This window comes from Rahnella sp. BIGb0236, from assembly GCF_004364755.1.
Taxonomy (GTDB): Bacteria; Pseudomonadota; Gammaproteobacteria; order Enterobacterales; family Enterobacteriaceae; genus Rahnella; species Rahnella victoriana.
In genome coordinates this window covers 1-18320 of the sequence record NZ_SOAO01000006.1, presented here as the reverse complement: position 1 = coordinate 18320, position 18320 = coordinate 1, and the positions used below count along the sequence as shown (strand labels likewise).

General features: G+C 53.2%; 23 protein-coding genes and 1 other annotated feature. Of the genes, 6 read left to right on the top strand and 17 right to left on the bottom strand.

Annotated elements, in window-relative coordinates; all coding sequences use genetic code 11:
• Positions 1-11: 11 nt before the first annotated feature.
• From EDF78_RS13625 to EDF78_RS13565, 14 genes are all read right to left on the bottom strand, one after another.
• Positions 12-539, bottom strand: coding sequence for a phage tail protein I (locus tag EDF78_RS13625; protein ID WP_119823228.1), 528 nt, complete (start codon positions 537-539; stop codon positions 12-14).
• Positions 532-1440: a baseplate assembly protein gene (locus EDF78_RS13620; protein ID WP_133823302.1), complete on the bottom strand. Its 909-nt coding sequence runs from the start codon at positions 1438-1440 to the stop codon at positions 532-534. The genes EDF78_RS13625 and EDF78_RS13620 overlap by 8 nt, the downstream gene beginning before the upstream one ends.
• Before the next feature lie 4 nt (positions 1441-1444).
• Positions 1445-1795, bottom strand: a complete 351-nt coding sequence (locus tag EDF78_RS13615) for a GPW/gp25 family protein (RefSeq protein WP_095923479.1) — start codon at positions 1793-1795, stop codon at positions 1445-1447.
• Positions 1792-2433: a phage baseplate assembly protein V gene (locus EDF78_RS13610; protein ID WP_133823301.1), complete on the bottom strand. Its 642-nt coding sequence runs from the start codon at positions 2431-2433 to the stop codon at positions 1792-1794. The genes EDF78_RS13615 and EDF78_RS13610 overlap by 4 nt, the downstream gene beginning before the upstream one ends.
• A gap of 81 nt (positions 2434-2514) precedes the next feature.
• Positions 2515-2979, bottom strand: coding sequence for a phage tail protein (locus tag EDF78_RS13605; protein ID WP_095923475.1), 465 nt, complete (start codon positions 2977-2979; stop codon positions 2515-2517).
• Positions 2942-3184: an Rz1-like lysis system protein LysC gene (lysC, locus tag EDF78_RS25795; RefSeq protein WP_243839455.1), complete on the bottom strand. Its 243-nt coding sequence runs from the start codon at positions 3182-3184 to the stop codon at positions 2942-2944. Before lysC ends, EDF78_RS13605 begins: the two co-directional genes overlap by 38 nt.
• Positions 3075-3500: a transcriptional regulator gene (locus EDF78_RS13600; protein ID WP_133823300.1), complete on the bottom strand. Its 426-nt coding sequence runs from the start codon at positions 3498-3500 to the stop codon at positions 3075-3077. The genes lysC and EDF78_RS13600 overlap by 110 nt, the downstream gene beginning before the upstream one ends.
• Positions 3501-4010 (bottom strand): lysozyme, encoded by a 510-nt coding sequence (locus EDF78_RS13595; RefSeq protein WP_133823299.1) that lies wholly within the window; start codon positions 4008-4010, stop codon positions 3501-3503. It lies immediately after the preceding gene.
• Entirely contained in the window at positions 3991-4212 is a 222-nt protein-coding gene (locus EDF78_RS13590; RefSeq protein WP_095923470.1) for an HP1 family phage holin, read from the bottom strand. Before EDF78_RS13590 ends, EDF78_RS13595 begins: the two co-directional genes overlap by 20 nt.
• A complete protein-coding gene (locus tag EDF78_RS13585) occupies positions 4203-4406 on the bottom strand; it encodes a tail protein X (RefSeq protein ID WP_095923468.1) in 204 nt (67 codons plus the stop codon). The genes EDF78_RS13590 and EDF78_RS13585 overlap by 10 nt, the downstream gene beginning before the upstream one ends.
• A 198-nt stretch (positions 4407-4604) precedes the next feature.
• Complete coding sequence (locus tag EDF78_RS13580) at positions 4605-4799, bottom strand: hypothetical protein (RefSeq protein WP_095923465.1); 195 nt, start codon at positions 4797-4799, stop codon at positions 4605-4607.
• Between the two features lie 89 nt (positions 4800-4888).
• Positions 4889-6841: a replication endonuclease gene (locus EDF78_RS13575; protein WP_133823298.1), complete on the bottom strand. Its 1953-nt coding sequence runs from the start codon at positions 6839-6841 to the stop codon at positions 4889-4891.
• An 88-nt stretch (positions 6842-6929) separates the two neighbouring features.
• Positions 6930-7151, bottom strand: coding sequence for a TraR/DksA C4-type zinc finger protein (locus EDF78_RS13570; RefSeq protein ID WP_133823297.1), 222 nt, complete (start codon positions 7149-7151; stop codon positions 6930-6932).
• Entirely contained in the window at positions 7151-7426 is a 276-nt protein-coding gene (locus EDF78_RS13565; RefSeq protein ID WP_119823215.1) for a hypothetical protein, read from the bottom strand. Before EDF78_RS13565 ends, EDF78_RS13570 begins: the two co-directional genes overlap by 1 nt.
• A gap of 132 nt (positions 7427-7558) precedes the next feature.
• Here EDF78_RS13565 and EDF78_RS13560 point away from each other — a divergent pair, with 132 nt between their 5' ends.
• The 3 genes from EDF78_RS13560 to tyrA all read left to right on the top strand — a co-directional run bounded on the left by EDF78_RS13560 (position 7559) and on the right by tyrA (position 10644).
• A complete protein-coding gene (locus EDF78_RS13560) occupies positions 7559-8149 on the top strand; it encodes a phage repressor protein CI (protein ID WP_131693241.1) in 591 nt (196 codons plus the stop codon).
• Positions 8150-8439: 290 nt separating this feature from the next.
• Positions 8440-9516: a 3-deoxy-7-phosphoheptulonate synthase gene (locus EDF78_RS13555; RefSeq protein WP_095923454.1), complete on the top strand. Its 1077-nt coding sequence runs from the start codon at positions 8440-8442 to the stop codon at positions 9514-9516.
• Between the two features lie 6 nt (positions 9517-9522).
• Positions 9523-10644: a bifunctional chorismate mutase/prephenate dehydrogenase gene (tyrA, locus tag EDF78_RS13550; protein ID WP_133823296.1), complete on the top strand. Its 1122-nt coding sequence runs from the start codon at positions 9523-9525 to the stop codon at positions 10642-10644.
• Positions 10645-10706: 62 nt separating this feature from the next.
• Here the strand turns inward: tyrA and pheA are convergent, their stop codons facing one another.
• The 3 genes from pheA to bamD all read right to left on the bottom strand — a co-directional run bounded on the left by pheA (position 10707) and on the right by bamD (position 13532).
• A complete protein-coding gene (pheA, locus tag EDF78_RS13545) occupies positions 10707-11861 on the bottom strand; it encodes a bifunctional chorismate mutase/prephenate dehydratase (protein ID WP_095923450.1) in 1155 nt (384 codons plus the stop codon).
• A gap of 53 nt (positions 11862-11914) precedes the next feature.
• Positions 11915-12039 (bottom strand) — a sequence feature (Phe leader region).
• 134 nt (positions 12040-12173) lie between these two features.
• A complete protein-coding gene (raiA, locus tag EDF78_RS13540; RefSeq protein WP_095923447.1) occupies positions 12174-12515 on the bottom strand; it encodes a ribosome-associated translation inhibitor RaiA in 342 nt (113 codons plus the stop codon).
• A gap of 282 nt (positions 12516-12797) precedes the next feature.
• Positions 12798-13532, bottom strand: coding sequence for an outer membrane protein assembly factor BamD (gene bamD / locus EDF78_RS13535; RefSeq protein WP_133823295.1), 735 nt, complete (start codon positions 13530-13532; stop codon positions 12798-12800).
• Positions 13533-13662: 130 nt separating this feature from the next.
• Between bamD and rluD the strand changes: the two genes are divergently transcribed.
• The 3 genes from rluD (at position 13663) to clpB (ending at position 18081) form a co-directional block, all read left to right on the top strand.
• On the top strand, positions 13663-14640 hold the full coding sequence (gene rluD, locus EDF78_RS13525; RefSeq protein WP_047612788.1) for a 23S rRNA pseudouridine(1911/1915/1917) synthase RluD: 978 nt from the start codon (positions 13663-13665) through the stop codon (positions 14638-14640).
• Positions 14640-15377 carry a purine nucleoside phosphorylase YfiH gene (gene yfiH / locus EDF78_RS13520; protein WP_095923445.1) on the top strand — a complete coding sequence of 246 codons (738 nt, stop codon included), beginning with the start codon at positions 14640-14642 and terminating at the stop codon, positions 15375-15377. The genes rluD and yfiH overlap by 1 nt, the downstream gene beginning before the upstream one ends.
• Before the next feature lie 130 nt (positions 15378-15507).
• Positions 15508-18081: an ATP-dependent chaperone ClpB gene (gene clpB, locus EDF78_RS13515; RefSeq protein ID WP_095923443.1), complete on the top strand. Its 2574-nt coding sequence runs from the start codon at positions 15508-15510 to the stop codon at positions 18079-18081.
• Positions 18082-18320: the final 239 nt, after the last annotated feature.

Genomic DNA, 18320 nt, shown 5'->3' with positions numbered 1-18320 from the left:
GGTGTTCCTTATCAGCCAGGATAAATAGTGAGGGTGTCGGCGTCATAAGCCGCTGCACCAAGGAAGACTCTTCCGGGAATAGTCTGGGTAATCGTCAGCCCGGTCAGGTGCCGGCTGGCGGGTTTGGCATCGTTGATTAAACGCTCCATTTCGTTGTACATCGCCTCGTCAATTCCCGTCTCCAGCACGCCGATGTCCAGACGGAACGTGCCGGGCACATCGCCGGTTTCCCACCACTCGTTCACGTTGATGACGTAACCCAGCGGCTCAACCACACGACGGATCGCGCTGATGGTGCCTTTATGCTGATGGATGAACCAGGCGGTTTGAATCACGTTTCTTTTCGTCGCAACGGGCCATTCGCTGTCCCAGCTGTCGACCGAAAATGCCCAGGCCAGATAGGGCAGAAAAACGGCCGGGCAGGTAAGGGGATTCCATAACGTGCGCAGCGGAACCGGGACGCGCTCAAGTAACGCACAGGCTTGCGCGGCAGCGACTTCCAGATCTGTCGAGCCTGAAGGCAGCAGCCGGTCACTCATCAGAACCTCCGATGACGATGGAATAACGCGTGCACAGCGATGCCTGCGTTTTATCTAACACCAGATCGGCGGCGGGCTTCGTCAGTTCCACACGCTGAACGCCTTCGACATGTAACGCGGCGTAAATCGCGGAGAGACGAATGTCGCGCCCCAGACGATGCTGATCGGAAATGTAGGTTTGCAGCTGCGCTTCTGCCGCCTGCTGGATAGGCTCGGACTCCGGTCCCGGGTAAAGGAACAGGGCCGCGTCGATTTCATAGGGGACAATGCTGGCGGATTGCACGACCACGCGGTCAGCCACAGGACGGACTTCTTCGTCATTCAGCGCGGCCAGAATGTTGGCGATAAGGTCGGCGCTGGCAATCCCGTCGTTATCGTGAGAAAGCAACGTCACCAGAACATTCGCCGGTGAAGGGCTGGTCACCGAGACATCGGCGAGCCGCCCGTCAGCGGAACGCGCATGATATTCATACGCGCCAGTCGGACCCGCGACGCTCAAGCCTTCGAACGCCTGCGGAATGCGCATGCGCAGATCCGTATCAGACTCCAGAACGGCCGCCGTTGGCGGGATGGTGGTGCTGTCCGCCGCATGCAATACCAGACGCTCAACATTGAAATTCGCCGCCAGCTGATCCAGATCGCTGCCCGTGGCATAGGCAACCATCACCGCGCGCGCCGCTTCGTTCACCCGCTGGCGCAGGATCAGTTCGCGGTAGGCATTCTCCTGTAACAGTTTGACCAGGGGTTCGGATTCAAACGTCAGTGTGCGGCTGATGGCTTCCCGCTGGTCGGCGGGATAGAGGGAAATCAGCGCCGTCTTACGCTCTTCAAACAGACTTTCATAATCCAGTTCTTCGACCACATCGGGGGCCGGTAACTGGCTCAAATCGATCGTTGCCATAGTGTCAGCTCACAGGAATATTCAGGGAAAAATCCGTCGCCGTATCGCTACGGTTTCCGGTCAGTTCAACCACCATCTTGCCGGTGTAATCCGTGCTGAAAGTGATTGCGGTCAGTGAGACGCGTGGCTCCCACTGCAACAGGGCGGTGTAGCAGACAGCCATCATCTGCAGCCGCAGCGCTCCGTTCTGCGGCTGGTCGATCAGCTCAGACAGTAATGAACCGTAATCGCGGCGCATCACTCTGGAGCCGACCGGCGTGTTCAGAATGTCGCTGACGGACTGGCGGATATGGTCGAGATCTTCGATGGCCATCCCGCTGTTTCTGTCCATACCTGCGTACTTTGCATTGCTCATTGCGGGCCTCCGGTCTGACCGTTACCAGATTGCACACCGCTGTGACGATGGAGATGCACAATGATGCCGTTAGAGATCAGGCTGCCGCCGCTGTGGGTGATATTCCCGGTCAGCGTGCCGCCCTGTTTGACTTCAAGGGAACCGGTGGTGAGCTTGCCGGTACACACCACTTCCGGCGTATCCAGCGTGATGCGGGTGCTGGCCGTGCAGCGGACTTCAGGCGCCGTCACGTCCACTTTTTGTGAGGCGTTTATCACCGCGGTTTTAATGCCGGTGACCTTCAGCGCGCTGGTCTTCGGTTCGTATTCAAAAATGGCGCCGTCCGGGAAGGCCAGATGAATGGCATCCGCCGAAGCAGAAGGCGCAGGTGAGGCATCGGAAAATACGGCCGGTAAAACGAATGCCGTATTCAGTTCGCCGCCCATTGAGAGCAGCAAAACCTGTTCACCGACAGACGGGGCCCACCAGCTGCGCGTACGGCCAGCACGGTGGGTTATCCACGGCAGCCACGCGGTCACATTGTCGCCGGTACTGACGCGACAGCGCGCATTGGCCAGATCCAGTTCTGAGACTTTGCCGATGCGCACCAGGTTGTTGACCAGCCGCATCATGTCGTTAAGTTGAAGTGTCGTATTCATGGGATAAAGGATGCCGTTTCACAGGGTTAGGCGACAACCGGTGGCCGTTCGCCAGCGGATGGCACAACAAACGTCAGCGGGTTATACCGTCCAGCTGCTGATCAATACCCCATTGAGGTAGACCTCACGGGGAAGCGCCACATTGGCGGGTAAGGGCGGTTCAGGCAGATGGGTGATGGTGCGTATGTTTTCCTGATCAGACACCTGAACGCGCTCGGTAAGCTGCAGGGTCAGCACCAGGTTTTTCTCCTGCTGGGTGAAGGTGAAATCACTCAGACGGTGGCTGGCATTTCCCAGGATTTCCGGCTGATTGACCTGCAGCCAGTCGAGGATGACGACCACCATCTGATCGACCAGAGCTTCGCTGACTGTCGTGTCGCCGCTGACGGTCAGGGTCAGCGGGTAGCGATATTCAAAAGAAAGCGAAGCGGCGGATGTCGCCACCACCTGTCCCGCGCCTGTGGCGATCACCAGTTGCCCGGGTGAGGCCGCCAGCAGCGGCACCTGTTCAATCAGCCGTTGTTGCAATTGCATCGGTTTTTGCATGTTGTGCCTCCTGACACTTTTTGATGGTTTCAATCTGTAAACCGCAGTTCAGCAGCGCCGACTCCAGTTGCAGAATGTCGGCACTCAACGCTTCGTTAGTGGCCGGATGACTGGCCGGTACCGGGCAGGAGCTGACTGCCGGACAACCAACGAAAATAATCGCTGGCGGAGCCGAAGGCCGGTCGCTCGTGCAGCCTGCTAATATCAGCAGGCAGCTGGCTGTCAGCCCACAGACGTGTTTGCGGATCATGGTGAAGGCTCCTCTCTCTTTGCTGTTCCCGCGATTGCATCACCTGGCGGGCACTGTTCAGATCTTCGCGTAATACCCGTTCAGCCTCTTCACGCAGACGCATTTGCTGGTTCAGTTCGGCGATCAGCCGCTGCCGTTGTTGCAGCTGATTGTGCAGGGCGTCTTGTTGCTGACGGGCGCTGTTGAGGTCGTGCTGTAACGAGCGGTTGGAGAGCAACAGGACGGCAATCAGCAGGGCCATTGCCGTCATCGCTGCCGGTAACAGGCGCATTCAGGCTCCTTTCAGGCAGACGCTGCGTTCGGCGTTTCGTCTGCGTTCCAGCCCGCGGTTGCGTTCGCCGTTGACGAAAACCCAGCGCGACAGTTGCTCGCAGGCGTTGCGCCATTGCTGCCGGTTAATGAAAAACGCCAGGGTGGACTGACAGGCAGCACCGGTGCCGACGTTAAAGGCGAAGGACACCACGGCATCGAAAACCGGTTGCGGCATGTCGACCGGCATACATTTTTTGATGCGGCGTTCTGTTTGCTGAATATCCAGCAGCAGGTTTTCCGCAGCCTGATGTTCGGTAATGGCCTGCGCGGGTTTCACTCCTGCGGTATGACCAATGCCGCTGGTCCATACTCCGGCGCTGCACTGATAGGGTTGCAGCTGACAGCCTTCAAAATCGGTGATCAGTTTTAACCCCTCTTCAGAGACCTGCAGGGAGAGATAGCCGGGCAGGGCGGCCATCAGCCCGAGAACCACGGCGGCGCTGCAACGTTTAAGAGTTGAGGTTTTCATAGGTCTCTTTGCTCAGGCCGCTGCGTGACAGCAACTGATAGCTTTTGCGCCGGTAATACCAGTTGATCAGGAAGGTGCCGATCCCGACGGCGGAACCGACCAGAAAGGCCACATCCTGCGAGGTCAGGCCTGCCAGCCAGGTCAGCGACGTGGCAATGAAATAAGCGCAGGCTGAGCTGATGCGTTCGGTATTCAGTCCCATAATTTGAGGGTTTCCTGAACCGGTTGTTCTGCAATGTCAGGCATCTCGACCGCCGTACCGTGCGGTAACAGTGGTCCTAAATCAGCAATGCCTTTATTGGCGGCATAGACCTTTTCGACAACAACGGCTGTGCGGTTGTAATAACGCCAGCACAATGAATCAAGGGTATCACCCTGTTCTGCATAGACTTTCATGGGTTTTCTCCGCATGTGGATGAGATCGTCAGGAGGTGAGATCAGTCTGCGGAAGGGGACGCGAAGCGGCAATCTGAGAGGGATGTGAAACGACTGGCACAACAAGCAGTAAGGGGAATTAGCGGGGCGCTTAGTCCGGAGGAAACCGGTCGGGCAAGCGCCAGTTGTGTTGAGTATTACCGCCGCAGGATCGGGTGATCAATGGGGATCGTCAGTACTCCCGTTGCCATACAATGCGTCCTGTGATTCATCGGTCAGCGCCTGGCCGGCCAGTTCTGAGATCAGGGACATCATGACCAGAAACTCTTTGGGATTGCATTGCGCTGTCTGTGAAATGTCTGCGATCAGTTGTATCCTGGACAACGTTAGCTGTTGTTTAGTCAGGTTTTCCATTTTCTCCCCTCGCCAGATACTGTGTTTATATACAGTATTCTTTAATTGAGCTAATACGTCAACACATAACGCTTTTTAAATAAGATAATTCATTGAATTAATACGTTAATTTTCATTCTCTTTGATTTTGTAGGGTTTATCTCTTTTTCCGATATCGGCGGCGATCCACAGTTATTGACAGAACTCCAAGGCGAGCGGATCTGCGGGTTTTTCGCCAAAGCGGGGCGATGACGGATAATCCGCCATTGTTCGGTATGGGTGAGGAAAATGAGTGAGGCTCCCAGATGCGGGGCGTAAATGCCGACAACTTTGTGACGCCGCTCGTCATAGGCATTTTTTTCTTCGCTGAGCTGGCGGGCGACGCGAACGGTTTGTTCCTTTCGGGGAATATGGATCCCGCCCTGCGCCTGAATATAACCCGCAAAATCGCCCTGATCGGCGGCCGCGCGGACGTCTTCCACCCGGCTGTCAAACCGGCTGCTCAGACTCTGGTGCCTGATGCGGCGGCATTCGCGCCATGCGCCGACGGAAGGAATGCCAATGGCGTGAAACTGCGGGATGCGCCATGTCGATGCCCAGGCGGTGACGGCGGTGGCTACATCGGTCAGCAGGCGTCCGGAGTCAAAATCGGTTTCGCCATCGAGCGCGTAACCATCAATATTCTTGGCCACGTATTTCGCGATATATCCCGCCGCGCCGCCCCGGTTCAGCGGCTTGCAATTGAAACGTGACTCCGCCGCGCCGGGTTCATCCGGCTCGTCTTCCAGCGCGTAACGGCGCATGACTTCGGCCACTTTTTGTTGCTGCTCCGGCGGTGTGAACAACATCATATGCCAGTGCGGCGTGCCGTCGTGATGCGGTTCGACGACACGTACGCCATACACTTTAAGATTGCGGTCTTTAAAGGTGGTGCGGATTTTGGCCCAGACGGCCACCAGATAACGTTGTGCATCCTTGGGCGTAAAGGCGTGCTGATCCCATTTCCGGTTAAACAGGGGCGCTGAACCCCCGCAGTTCGTTTTCAGCGGGTGATATTTTGAGGGGGTGGTCAGGGTGATAAACAGTCCGCAGTCCCGCTGCTGATCCGCCACATCTTCCACACCGGCAATCAGCGTCATCAGTTCCATGCGGCGAAGTTTAGGGTTGGAGACGCTGGCCAGTACAGTGTCCAGCAAACTCAGCGTTTCCCCGGATTCAACATTTTCCAGCTGGCATTGCTTCAGGTAATTGATCGCGGATAAGCGGCGCGATACCACATCGCGAATGGCATTTTTGCTGGCATACGGCGACGTTGCGCGGCTCACATAGCCGCAGGCGATCATCAGCGCTTCCCGCCAGAGCCGCTGTTTTGTGCGCAGTTGTTTCTCCCACCAGTCACCGCTGACCAGACGTGACACCGCGGCGACCGCAGACTCTGCACTCATCCGGCCTTTTTGCCAGGCGCGCCAGAAGAGAGGCTGGACGCCGCAGGCGCGGGCCATCGTCGCAACATGCCCGTAAATCTCATGTTGTGTCGCGTCCTGCAGCAAAATATCGGATTGGTCAGGGCGGTTTTCCAGCCAACGTTCGCAGTGATATTCGTAAGCATCCAGCATGTTTACCGCGAGCCTGTTTGCCAGACGTTTCAGGGCATCGTCATTAAGATCGGGCAGGCGGTTAAACAGGTCTTCTTCGGTGAGTAGCTTTTGCGAGATCTGACGATTGACTCTGTGACGCGCATTCACCTGCTGAATACGTGGCCATAAACGCTGTGTAAAAACCGTCATCAGAAAATGCACCGCCGCGCGGACACCCTGCGTGTCCAGCAGCCAGGTATAGCGCTGATGCAAAGGAGTACGCAGACAGCTGGGCAGTGTCGCCAGCTGAGAAAGGGCGGTTTGCTGACGCTGGCAGATATCGCGGGTCAGCGGCTTGTCCAGCGGGGAACTGAGCGCCGGAAGGGGGGCGTTCCACCACCAGACGCCATCAAAAGGTTTCCGGCCTGTACGGTTAAAAGGCGGGGGCGGCGAAGGGGCAATCCTGCCTCTGTTATTATCTGGCATCAAGGTTATTTCCGACAAAGAGAATACCTTCCGGAAATAACGTTATTTCCAGTAAAAAGGCGACTTTATTGATTAAAATGGGAAAGTGTTATACCGGGCGATAATTCTTTCTTTTTATCTCATCTATTTCCTGACATTCAATACACCGTTGTACGCCGGGAATGATTTTCCGGCGTTGCTCAGGGATCGCGGCATCGCAATCCGTACAGTAAAAGGCGGAGGAAACAGGCTGTGCGCGGGTTGCCCGCAAAATCTGCGCCTCAAGTATCTTTAACTGATATTCCTGTGATTCATCTATCCAGTCTGCCATCAGTAAAATTTTCCTTTAAAAAACGCCGTGAAATGGCGGAGGGATAAAAGTGCCTGAACAATTTTTAATTGCTCCTCAGGTGTTAACCGGGAATAAGGCAACAGGGTATGACGGCGTTTAAGGCCAGCATGAAAACATAACGTGAATTTCCATTTTTCAGTGGCATGATCGAAAATAAGCTCAGCCGGATTTTTATGCTCAGTGAAATAGATTTCTTTCAGATGGGCTATCTGACGCAGCCCCGTCTGACGCTGTTGCTCTGTTCCTAAAAACATCGCGTCTCCTTATTTCTCCACGGCACCGTAAATTTGGTATCATGGTCATCTGACGGTACATTACATAATTAATCTAAACTTGCATTTGCAAGTTGTCAAGATGATATTTACAGATTCAGGGGTTTTCGCCAGATGCAATTAGATGAACTTGAAGGTGGAAAAGCCGTCCTGACGCGTATGCTTCAGGCTTACGGCTTTAGCATGCAGAAAGAACTGGGGGATCTGTACGGGTTGTCATCTGGCACGATAAGTACCTGGGTAAGAAGAAATTATTTTCCCGGTGACGTAGTGGTGGCCTGTGCGCTGGATACCGGCGTTTCCTTGCGCTGGCTGGCAACAGGCAAAGGCTCAATGCAGGATGCGAACCCTTCTGCGTCCGCCGTGCCAGGAGATGTCCGCCAGCTTAAAAAATTGAGATTGCGCGGCGGAGCACTGGAAGAAGAAGGCGTCTGGGCGGTCGACTCTTCACTGCTGGATGACTCGCTGACCCTGCCTGCGTATGTCGTGAAAGGCAATCATTCATGGATTGTCGATCTGGGCAGCACGCATCCGGGCAATGGCCGCTGGCTGCTGGATATCGACGGTGATCTGGATGTTTACGATGTGGCCCGTATTCCCGGCAACCGCCTGAGCGTGACGCGTCAGGAAAGTCATTTCGAATGTGGTGTCGATGAAGTGACAGCGTCAGGACAGGTGTTTATTACCCTCGATCGTAACCTTTAATTTCGTTTCCTCAGCAGCGTCCTGTTGCTGAGGGCATTTCTGACGTTGTGCCCCCTCCGCACTATCCTGAAACTCCCTTTTCGCAGCTGATAAACCGTATGTAATATTTACGGTACACACCTTTTGGCTCAGAAGGTCTTTATGTAAATTTAACTTTCCAGTTATCGGGTTTAAAGGTGGCATTGGTAATGTTAAGTTTACAACTAAGGCTTGCTAAGTTTACGTGCTGTGTTAATGTTGTCCGCAGATGCCTCCGTGGCAGCCCATTTTCCTTATAGCGGAACACGACCATGCAAAAAGACGCCCTGAATAATGTTCATATCACTGCTGAACAAATCCTGATTACTCCTGAAGAGCTGAAAAACCGTTTTCCTTTAAGTGTCAGCGACGAAAACAGCATTTCCGACGCACGTAAAACCATCGCCGATATCGTACATGGTCGCGATCCTCGTCTTCTGGTGGTGTGTGGTCCTTGTTCCATTCATGACGTTGATGCGGCGCTGGATTACGCGCGTCACCTGAAAACGCTGGCCGCCGAACTGAGCGATCGTTTGTACATCGTGATGCGGGTTTACTTTGAAAAACCGCGGACTACGGTGGGCTGGAAAGGGTTAATTAACGATCCGCACATGGACGGCACGTTTGATGTGGAAGCGGGGCTGCACATTGCCCGTGATTTGCTGCTGCAACTGGTCGGAATGGGTTTGCCGCTGGCGACAGAAGCACTGGATCCTAACAGTCCGCAATACTTAGGCGATCTGTTCAGCTGGTCAGCAATCGGTGCGCGTACTACTGAATCTCAGACTCACCGCGAAATGGCGTCTGGCCTTTCCATGCCGGTGGGCTTCAAGAACGGCACTGACGGCAGCCTGGGCACGGCAATTAACGCCATGCGTGCGGCGGAGATGGCTCACCGTTTTGTGGGCATCAATCAGGCCGGTCAGGTGTGTCTGTTACAGACTCAGGGCAACCCGGACGGGCATGTGATTTTGCGCGGCGGCAAAACGCCAAACTACAGCGAGCAGGATGTTCAGGCCTGTGAAAAACAGATGACCGGCGCGGGACTCCGTCCTTCCTTGATGATAGATTGCAGTCACGGTAACTCAAACAAAGACTATCGTCGCCAGCCTGTTGTGGCTCAGTCCGTCATCGATCAGATTAAAGCCGGTAACCGCTCTATCACCGGGCTGATGCTGGAAAGTCATCTGAACGAAGGCAGCCAGTCTTCTGAACAACCGCGTTCAGACATGAAATACGGTGTGTCTGTTACGGATGCCTGCATTAACTGGGAAACGACTGAAGACCTGTTGCGTAAGATGCATCAGGAACTGGGCGATGCGCTGGCGGCACGAATCGCAGGAGAGTAAGTTTTTATGGTGGCAGAACTTAACGCATTGCGCGATCAGATCGACGACGTCGATAAAGCGTTGTTGGATCTCTTATCACGGCGTCTGGCGCTGGTGGCAGAAGTCGGGGAAGTCAAAAGCCGTTATGGTTTGCCGATTTATGTGCCTGAACGGGAAGCCGCCATGCTGGCTTCACGCCGTCAGGAAGCGCAGAACCTCGGTGTTCCGCCGGATCTGATTGAAGATGTTTTGCGCCGCGTGATGCGTGAGTCTTACTCAAGCGAAAACGATAAAGGCTTCAAAACGCTGCATCCGGAACTGCGTCCGGTGGTGATCATCGGCGGGAACGGTCAGATGGGGCGTTTGTTCACCCGTTTGCTGGAGCTTTCCGGTTATCAGGTGAAAGTGCTGGAGCAGGAAGACTGGCCGCAGGCAGAAACATTGCTGGCGGATGCCGGTATGGTGATCGTCAGTGTGCCAATCCACCTGACCGAAGACGTGATTGCCCGCCTGCCGAAACTGCCTGATGACTGTATTCTGGTGGATCTGGCGTCGGTGAAAAACCGTCCGTTACAGGCGATGCTGGCAGTGCATGAAGGGCCGGTGCTGGGTCTGCATCCGATGTTTGGGCCGGATGTCAGCAGTCTGGCAAAACAGGTCGTGGTGTACTGCGATGGCCGGGAACCACAGGCTTATCAGTGGTTGCTGGAGCAGTTGCAGGTCTGGGGTGCACGGTTGCATAAAATCAGCGCCGTCGAGCACGATCAGAATATGGCGTTCATTCAGGCATTACGCCATTTCGCGACCTTTGCGTATGGCATGCATTTGTCGGAAGAAAACGTGGAAATCGAGCAGTTGCTGGCGCTCTCTTCACCGATTTATCGCCTCGAACTGGCGATGGTCGGGCGCCTGTTTGCACAGGATCCTCAGCTTTACGCGGACATTATTATGTCGTCAGAAAGTAATCTGGCACTGATCAAACGTTACTATCAGCGTTTCGGCGATGCCCTTGCTCTGCTGGAAACCGGTGATAAACAGGCGTTTATCGATAAGTTCAGGCAGGTTGAGCACTGGTTCGGCGATTATGCGCCGCGTTTCCTGAAAGAAAGCGGTGCGTTACTGAGACAAGCTAACGACAACCGTAAGTAAGTTGTCCGGAAATGAAAAAGGGCGCTGCCATTGTGTGCAGCGCCCTTTTTGTTTGCCTGAAATTACAGGTCTACGGAAACGACGTTTTCGCCTGGATAACAGCCGAGAACTTTCAGCGAGCGGGTAATAGGAGCCAGATCCTTCAGCGCCTTTTTCATCTCTTCTGAACGCAGATTGGCCTGCACATCGATATAAAACATCTCTTCCCACGGGTTGCCGTTAATCGGGCGTGATTCCAGCTTGGTCATGATGATGCCCTGATCGCGCAGCACCAGAAGCGCATTCACTAGCGCACCCGCCTGCTGACCGGTGGCCATGATCAGCGTGGTTTTGGCCGGCACCTGATCGGTCACTTCAATCGCTTTGCGCGCCAGAATAATGAAGCGGGTGATGTTTTCCTGCTGGTTCGCCAGATTATGTTCAAGCACCTGCAGTTTATACAACGCGCCACCGGCTTCGCTGCCCAGCGCCGCCACGTGTGGAGAATTCGCAGCAGCCACTTTTTCCATCGCTGCGGCCGTGCTTTCGCAATACTCAATTTTCCAGTGCGGGAAACGGTTAATGAACTGACTGCATTGCTGGAAAGGTTGCGGATGGCTGTAGACCGTCTGGATCTGCGACAAATCAGTGTCCGTCGCCACCAGCACGCAATGGTTGATAGGGTTCGTCAGCTCGCCAACAATCGACAGGCTGGTGTGTTGCAGCAGGTCATAAACATCATTGATTGAGCCGGAACTGGTGTTTTCAATCGGCAACACGGCATAGTCGGCCTGGCCCGTTTCTACCTGCGAGAAGATGTCCTGGAATTTCTGGCAGCCACATTCAATGAACTGATCGAAATGGCGGGCGGCAAACTGACGGGCGGCGAGATGTGAATAGGAACCTTTCGGGCCGAGGAACGCGATGCGGGCGGAGTCTGAAGGGGTGTTATTCAGATGTTGTTGCAAAAGCGCCTGTTGCGTGAGGACTGAATCCTCAATGATCAGCTGATAGACGCGGGTAATGTAATGGCCGTCCAGGCCCTGCTTTTTCCCTTCCTGAATCAGCGTATTAATCAGTTCTGCTTCGCGTTCTTTGTCGCGGATAGGGCGGTGAGAGTGCATCTTGGATTGCGCGACTTCAATCGCCATTGTGCGTCGTTCTGCCAGCAGGGCCAGCAGTTTCAGGTCTAACGCGCTGATGCGTTCGCGCAGTGCCAGTAAGGAGTTCTCGGTCATGTTATTACCCTTTTAGATGTTCTTTCTTTCAGCAAAATGTGTAAAACGCAGGCATAAAAAAAGCCCCCTTTTCAGGAGGCTTTGTTGTTCGTCTTCGCATTCATTCTTTCGCGACGAAACGCCTCCCAATCAGGGGAAGGTAAAAAAGAATGCGAAGAAAAACAGACGGGTGTTCATGTGTGCGTGGTTTCCATATGTTTACGTTGAGTCTTAAAGTAACCGCTGGGTTTTCCCTGTGTCAATAACATTTCCTTCAGGCACAAAAAACGCGCCCCTCAGAGCGCGTCGTTAATGGCATATCGGATAACCCGGTTATTCCTCTTCCTGCACCGGTTCCAGATTGAGTTCTTTAACGCCGGATTCTGCACGGCGCGCTTCACCCTTGTGCTGCGCTTTGTTGAGCTGACGCTCAAGCTTGGTGGTCATTTCGTTAATCGCAGCGTACATGTCATCGTGTGTGGCACTGGCAACCAGTTTTCCGTTCGGGGTACTGATGGTCGCATCGGCAACAAAACCCTGAGGTTCTTTCGACAGGATGATGTGTGGGTTAATGAGCTGAGTTTGCCATTTATCCAGTTTTTTCAGACGGCCTTCGATGTGTTCACGAATAGCAGCAGTGATGTCCATTTGTTTACTGGTAATGTTGACTGTCATATAACTTACCTCTCTTCTTTCCGTCTCCGATGAATCCAACATACCAGCCTTTTTTATGAAAAGCGTGCTGAAACGCGTGGTTTTTTGTCACTTTTTGTCAACGTTGAAGTTTCTGTGACTCAGGGTAATTTCTGGCCGGAAAGGCCTTGAGAGTTATGCTGCGAGCAGGCATGATTGATGGGATCAGTATGTGATTCATTCCTCTGTTTCTGCGTTTTCCCCCTGCAAAAGCCCAAAAAAAAACGGCAGCCTGAGCTACCGTTTGTGTACGGACATGTAAAATTACGCAGCGCTGTTGGCAGCAATAATTTTTGCGACTTTATCAGCCTGAGTATCCAGCTGCAGTTCGCGGTAGGCATTTTCCATCAACGGCAGCGCGTCATGCGTGGCCTTCGTATCCGGATAATCTTTCAGCATTTGCTCAACACGGTTAACGACAGCGACGTAAGCACCGCGTTTAGTGTAGTATTGCACCACTGACAGCTCGTATTTCGCTAAACGATCTTTCAGGAATACCAAACGTTTAGTCGCATCAGTGGCGTACTGGCTGTTTGGATACGTGTGGATCAGCTGGCTGAAATCACGGAATGCCGCACGGGCATGCTGTGGATCACGGTCAGAACGATCAACACCGAAGAATCCTTGCAATGCACTGTCGTCCAACGCCATATCGGTTAAACCACGCATATACATGACGTAGTCGATATTCGGATGGGTTGGGTTCAGACGCATAAAGCGATCAATAGAAGCCTGAGCCATAGGCAAGTCAGCAGACTTGTAATAGGCATAAATCAGATCTAACTGAACTTGCTGCGAGTAAGGCCCAAACGGATAGCGGTTATCCAGCGCTTCTAATTGCGCAATAGCGCCTTTAAAGTTACCGTCCTGCAGCTTTTGCTGGGCAGTGGCATAAAGGACGTTAGGCGGGTTATCGGGAACCGTTTCTTTGGAACTGGAGCAACCGACCAGCGCCAGGCTCAACGTGGCTGCTGCCACCAGATATTTCACACGCGTCATGACGTTTTGATTATCCTCAGGTGTTATTCTGGGAGACTGTCCGTTAAGCTCCCGACAAAGACCAGCTACAATAGCACATTATTTTAAACGGCATCGCCGTGAAAACCCAACGTTAACCAAGAAGCTGCATATGGCACAACAAGTACAACTCACCGCAACGGTGGCCGAATCTCAACTCGGTCAACGGTTAGATCAGGCTTTGGCCGAATTGTTCCCTGATTATTCAAGATCTCGCATAAAAGATTGGATCCTTGAAGACAGGGTGACGGTCAATGGCAAAAAAGTGACCAAACCAAAAGAAAAAGTGTTGGGTGGCGAGGCTATCGCAATCGATGCGCAAATTGAAGAAGAAGCGCGTTGGCTGCCACAAGATATCGCTTTAGATATCGTGTATGAAGATACTGATATTTTGGTCATCAATAAACCCCGCGATCTGGTTGTTCATCCGGGCGCAGGGAATCCCGACGGTACGGTACTGAATGCGTTGCTGCATTATTATCCGGCAATCATTGATGTTCCGCGTTGCGGCATCGTGCACCGTCTGGATAAAGACACCACCGGTCTGATGGTGGTCGCCAAGTCGGTGCCCGCTCAAACCCATCTGGTGACCGCACTTCAGGCCCGCGAAATTACCCGCGAATATGAAGCGGTGGCGATTGGTACAATGACGGCAGGCGGCACAGTGAATGAGCCGATTGCGCGCCATTCCACCAAGCGTACGCACATGGCGGTTCACCCGACGGGTAAACCGGCGACCACGCACTATCGCATTATGGAGCATTTCCGTGCCCATACCCGTCTGCGTCTGCGTCTTGAATCCGGTCGTACGCACCAGATCCGTGTGCATATGGCGCACATTAACCATCCGCTGTTAGGCGATCAGCTGTATGGCGGCCGTCCGCGTCTGCCAAAAGGCGCGTCCGAATCGTTCATTAACATGCTGCGCGGATTCGATCGTCAGGCTCTTCATGCGACTATGCTGCGTCTTTACCATCCGGTCACCGGGATTCAGATGGAATGGCATGCGCCAATTCCTCAGGATATGGTTGATCTGATTAATGCGCTCAAAGCAGATACTGAAGAGTTCAAGGATCAGATGAACTGGTAATGAGCGCGCTTATCCAGCCTCAGTGGCCGCAACCGGCATCGGTGCGGTCATGTGCAACAACCCGTGAAGGAGGCGTCAGTTTGCCTCCTTACGGGTCGCTCAACCTCGGCAGCCATGTCGGGGATTCTCCTGAAAATGTCGCTGCGAACCGCCAGCGTTTAATCGAACTTGGCGGTCTGCCTGCTGCGCCACACTGGCTGGAGCAGGTGCATGGCACCGATGTTATTCGTTTAACGACCGAAACGCCCCCTGTCTCATTACTGATTGCCGATGCGGCGTATACCCGCGAGCGCGGCGTTGTCTGTGCGGCAATGACGGCAGATTGCTTACCGGTGTTGTTCTGCAGTAAAAACGGCGATGAAGTGGCGGCGGCCCATGCGGGCTGGCGTGGCTTGTGTGCGGGAATATTGGAAAATACGGTTGCCTGTTTTGAGGCTGCTCCCGCAGACATCATGGCGTGGATGGGACCGGCAATCGGCCCTGCGCATTTTGAAGTCGGCGGAGAAGTGCGTGACGCTTTTATGGCTGAGAACAGTAATGCATCCGTTGCTTTTACCCCTGCGGGCACCAAATTTATGGCCGACATTTACCTGTTAGCCAGATTGCGTTTACAGTCCGCCGGTCTCACCGCTATTTATGGCGGCGAGTATTGCACTGTGACCGACCGCACCCAATTTTACTCTTACCGGCGCGACGGAATTACCGGACGGCTGGCAAGTTTAATTTGGCTGATATAACCTATCGAATCAAGACGATCCATTACGCATAGCAGCAGTCCTCCGAATATACTGCCAAGATAACCTTGAAAACGTGAGGGTTGACCTCATCTAATCTCCAGTAGCAATTTTGTTCAGTATTGGAGGTGTTATGCGTCTGGATCGTCTTACCAGCAAATTCCAGCTTGCCCTCGCGGATGCCCAGTCACTCGCGCTCGGGCGCGACAATCAATTTATCGAACCTGTTCACCTGATGAGTGCATTACTCACTCAGGAAGGCGGCACCGTGCGCCCGTTATTAACCGCTGCTGGGGTTGATACCCAGAAACTGCGCACGGACGTTGATCAGGCTTTGGGGCGTTTGCCGCAAGTTGAAGGTACCGGCGGTGATGTTCAACCATCCCATGAACTGGTACGTGTTTTAAATCTTTGTGACAAATTGGCACAGCAACGTGCTGATACTTTTATTTCTTCCGAACTGTTTGTTCTGGCCGTGATGAAAGACCGTGGTTCTTTAACTGATGTGTTAAAAGCCTGCGGTGCAACGGCCGAGAAAATCACAGCGGCTATCGATCAAATGCGTGGAGGTGAGAAAGTGGATGACCAGAATGCCGAAGACCAGCGTCAGGCATTGAAAAAATTCACTATCGATCTGACCGAACGTGCCGAGCAGGGCAAACTGGATCCGGTCATCGGTCGTGATGAAGAAATTCGACGGACCATTCAGGTTCTGCAACGTCGTACCAAAAATAACCCGGTGCTGATCGGTGAACCAGGCGTCGGTAAAACTGCGATTGCAGAAGGTCTGGCACAGCGCATCATTAATGGTGAAGTGCCGGAAGGTCTGAAAAATAAACGCGTGCTTTCTTTAGATATGGGCGCACTGGTGGCCGGTGCTAAATACCGTGGGGAATTTGAAGAGCGACTGAAAGGCGTTCTCAGTGATTTGTCTAAACAGGAAGGCAGCGTCATTCTGTTTATCGATGAATTGCACACCATGGTGGGTGCCGGTAAAGCCGATGGTGCCATGGACGCAGGAAACATGCTGAAACCTGCACTGGCGCGAGGTGAGCTTCACTGCGTGGGCGCGACGACATTAAATGAATATCGTCAGTTTATTGAAAAGGATGCGGCGTTAGAACGTCGTTTCCAGAAAGTGTTTGTCGCTGAGCCTTCTGTTGAAGACACCATCGCTATTTTGCGTGGTCTGAAAGAACGCTATGAACTGCATCACCATGTGCAGATTACTGACCCGGCAATCGTTGCGGCGGCCACATTGTCGCATCGCTATATTTCCGATCGTCAGTTACCGGATAAAGCGATCGACCTTATAGATGAAGCGGCATCGAGCATTCGTATGCAGATGGATTCCAAACCAGAATCTCTGGATCGTCTCGAACGCCGTATTATTCAGCTGAAACTGGAACAGCAGGCCCTGAAGAAAGAGTCTGATGATGCCAGTGTGAAACGTCTGGAGATGCTGGAAACTGAGTTGAGCCAGAAAGAGCGTGAATATTCTGAGCTGGAAGAAGAGTGGAAAGCCGAGAAAGCTTCCCTCACCGGCACGCAGAATATTAAAGCTGAACTGGAACAGGCTAAGATCACGCTTGAACAGGCGCGCCGTGTGGGCGATCTGGGGCGCATGTCAGAATTACAGTACGGGAAAATCCCTGAACTGGAAAAACAACTGGCAGCGGCGACGCAGGCTGAAGGCAAAACCATGAAGCTGCTACGCAACCGCGTCACAGATGTGGAAATTGCCGACGTGCTGGCGCGCTGGACCGGTATTCCGGTTGCCCGGATGCTGGAAAGCGAGCGTGAAAAACTGTTGCGTATGGAAGAAGAGCTGCATAACCGTGTGATAGGCCAGAATGAAGCGGTGGAAGCGGTATCAAATGCGATCCGTCGTAGTCGCGCAGGGTTGTCAGATCCAAACCGTCCGATCGGGTCATTCCTGTTCCTCGGTCCGACCGGTGTGGGTAAAACGGAGCTGTGTAAAGCGCTGGCGACATTCCTGTTTAACAGTGATGACGCAATGGTCCGCATCGATATGTCCGAGTTTATGGAGAAACACTCCGTTTCGCGTCTTGTAGGTGCGCCTCCAGGTTATGTCGGTTATGAGGAAGGCGGTTATCTGACAGAAGCTGTCCGTCGTCGTCCTTACTCTGTCATCTTGTTAGATGAAGTTGAGAAAGCGCATCCGGATGTCTTCAACATCTTATTGCAGGTGTTGGATGACGGTCGCTTAACTGACGGGCAGGGCAGAACGGTCGACTTCCGTAACACGGTTGTCATCATGACCTCTAACCTGGGCTCTGACATTATCCAGCAGCACTTTGGTGAGGCCAGCTATGCGCAGATGAAAGAATCGGTAATGGAAGTGGTCACACACAGCTTCCGTCCGGAATTCATCAACCGTATAGATGAAGTGGTCGTGTTCCATCCATTGGGTCATGCGCATATTAAAAATATCGCCAAGATCCAGCTGGAACGTTTGTACAAACGTCTGGAAGAACATGGCTACACAGCCACCCTGACCGATGCGGCTCTGGAATTGCTGGGGAATACCGGATTTGACCCGGTTTATGGTGCGCGTCCGTTGAAACGTGCCATCCAGCAGGAGATTGAGAACCCGCTGGCGCAGCAAATCTTGTCAGGTAAGCTGATTCCAGGTAAGCCGATTACTGTCGATGTGGAAAATGACCACATCATCGCAAGACAGTAATGAGGTCATCAGGAAGCTAAAACGGGCTCCGGAGTCATCCGGAGCCCGTTTTTTATGCATTACTTGTTCGTTATTAATTCATTTGATGAATTTATGAACGCTTGGTAAGAAAAGTGAAATTAGCTCTTGCGGCCTGCTGAGAACTCCCTATAATGCCGCTCCATCGACAGGGAACAACGTGAACAACATCACGAAGTAACCGGGTCGGAAAGATTAAAAACAGTGATGACCGGATGAAA